The sequence below is a fragment of the Peribacillus sp. CSMR9 genome, assembly GCF_033141925.1.
In the GTDB taxonomy this organism is placed as follows: domain Bacteria; phylum Bacillota; class Bacilli; order Bacillales; family DSM-1321; genus Peribacillus; species Peribacillus simplex_A.
In genome coordinates this window covers 1-2,344 of sequence record NZ_JAOPHO010000155.1, presented here as the reverse complement: position 1 = coordinate 2,344, position 2,344 = coordinate 1, and the positions used below count along the sequence as shown (strand labels likewise).

The 2,344-nt window shown below is 34.4% G+C and carries 2 protein-coding genes; one reads left to right on the top strand and one right to left on the bottom strand.

Going from position 1 to position 2,344, the window contains the following annotated elements:
• Positions 1-437 precede the first annotated feature (437 nt).
• Positions 438-611 carry a hypothetical protein gene (locus tag N9I19_RS24435; RefSeq protein WP_317779284.1) on the top strand — a complete coding sequence of 58 codons (174 nt, stop codon included), beginning with the start codon at positions 438-440 and terminating at the stop codon, positions 609-611.
• A 324-nt stretch (positions 612-935) separates the two neighbouring features.
• On the opposite strand, the gene N9I19_RS24430 is transcribed toward N9I19_RS24435, so the two are convergent.
• On the bottom strand, positions 936-2,344 hold a 1,409-nt coding region (locus tag N9I19_RS24430), incomplete at its 5' end, for a Tn3 family transposase (protein WP_317779283.1).

Genomic DNA, 2,344 nt, shown 5'->3' with positions numbered 1-2,344 from the left:
TCAGCAAGACAAATTTTACATTGAAGAAATTCCTACCTCTATTTTATCCAAGGCAAATAAAAGGTTTGAAATTCCAAATAATGAGGAAGTAATTGCTTTTCAATGTCCTTTTTTATCGGTAAATCAGAATGGATAAGGAAATATAATCACAATATAACTCGATTTGGCGGTTATTTCACAATTATTATGGGGGTTGTCTTGTTTTTTGATTGGATTTACTAATATCACATCTTTTCTTGTAAAGTATTTGGAGGTTTTACGGGTTATTAATGCCTAATGAATAACAGATGCGGGCCTTAATCTTAATGAACTAACGGGTGCTTGTTTATAATGTACTAGATTTTGTATCTCAAATAGTTAGAGAGTGAATTGGTGCGGTTTTTCATCGTACAGTAGAGAAATATCATCCTATAATTAATCTACAAAGGTGGTTTTTTTTGACAAAACTAATTATTTTTGTATATCTAACTCCAACTCTTATCGGACTCTTTTTTGCTGGACCTTTGTCACCATTAGTAGGACTTGCAATAGGGTTTCCTATCCATCTTTTAATACTACTTTCAAACATATCCAAAACTCTAGATGAGATAGCCAAAAAGCTTTATGAATAAAAAGATATTACTTAGTCTGTGTCAACTCAACAATAAGTTTTAATGAACTAACGAATAAGGGGGCGGCGGGGCTTGACGTCACGTCAACGAAAATAATCATAATAACAACAGGCGTAAATTCATCCTCTTGTTATTTAACTGATTACATGTTGATCTTCCAATATACGTATGATATGTTTTAACAAATTTTGGTAGGGGGAATGTTTCTTGAAAAAGGGGTACAGCCAGCATTTCGGAAATTTTGTACGCTAAGCAAAATTCGACATTAAAATAGCCAAATACCCGTACGTTAAGGAATTTGGCTTTATGTGTTATAGGTATAGGTTAATTTTTATTTAATGGTCTTAAAGAATTTGTGGGTAATCGATGCGAATCAAATTTATATTCTCCAAGAAAATTAATATGCTCCCATCCTAACGGTGAAATGTGTGGGAGTAATTCTTCCTTTAGACTATCCCTTTTCTTAAATTCCTTTGTCACTTCACTCAAATACACAGTATTCCATACGCTTATTGCATTGATTAATATATTTAATGCACTAGCTCTTTGTAGTTGATCTTGTATGCCTCGTTCTCTGAATTCACCTCGTTTACCAAAAAATAAAGCTCTAGCCAATCCATTCATGGCTTCTCCTTTATTTAGTCCACGATGTATCCTTCTTCTTAATGTTTCATTCGTAATATAGTCAAGAATAAAGATTGTTTTTTCAATTCTTCCAATCTCCCGAAGAGCTGTAGCTATTTTATTTTGTCTTGCATACGAACCTAATTTCCCCATGATCAATGATCCAGAAACTCTTCCTTCTCGAATTGAATGTGCCAGTCTTAATACATCATCAAAATTCTCTTTAATAACGTCTGTATTAATCTTACCTCGAAGTATGCCTTTTATATTTGGAAAATCATTAGAAGAAGAAATGGTATATAATTTAGCGTCGCTTATATCTCTTAGTCTTGGTGCAAAACGAAACCCTAACAAATGACTCAATCCGAAAACTTGATCCGTGTAACCGGCTGTATCAGTGTAATGCTCTTCAATTGAAAGGTCAGATTCATGATGTAATAATCCATCTATCACATGTACGGCATCCCTTGCATTTGTATTAATAACTTTTGCATAAAAGGAAGAAAACTGATCACTTGTAAAACGATAAATGGTCGTACCTTTCCCAGTTCCGTAATGCGGATTTGAATCTGCATGTAACGATGATACACCGACAGGAACACGCATACCATCGGAAGATGATGTTGTCCCATCTCCCCAATATGAAGTTAATGATATACGGTGCTGATAATTTACCAGTGTAGCTTGAGCGCGAGTCATCGCATCTTCATGTAATCTCCATTGCATAACATTGGCCATCTGGCGATATGAAATATCAGGAGTTGCTTCGGCCATTTTAGTTAATCCAATATTTGTCCCCATCGCCATTAACGAAGCCATCACAATAGACTTTTCCTCACCTTTGGGTGGTTGATTTGAAGAAGCGTGAACAAATGATTCTTCAAATCCAGTCCATTCAGCTACCTCCATTAATAAATCAGTGAGTTTAACTCTTGGAAGCATATTATAAAGCGATAAGCTGAAATTTCTAGCTTCTTCAGGAGTATCGGCTTGAAGTCTCTCAACATGTATCTTTTGTTTTTCAATGTTGATACTTTCAACTTTATCAATATTTTTGGAAATCCATTGAAGTTTAGTATTTAAAGTTTCATATCTTTCCTGTATATACT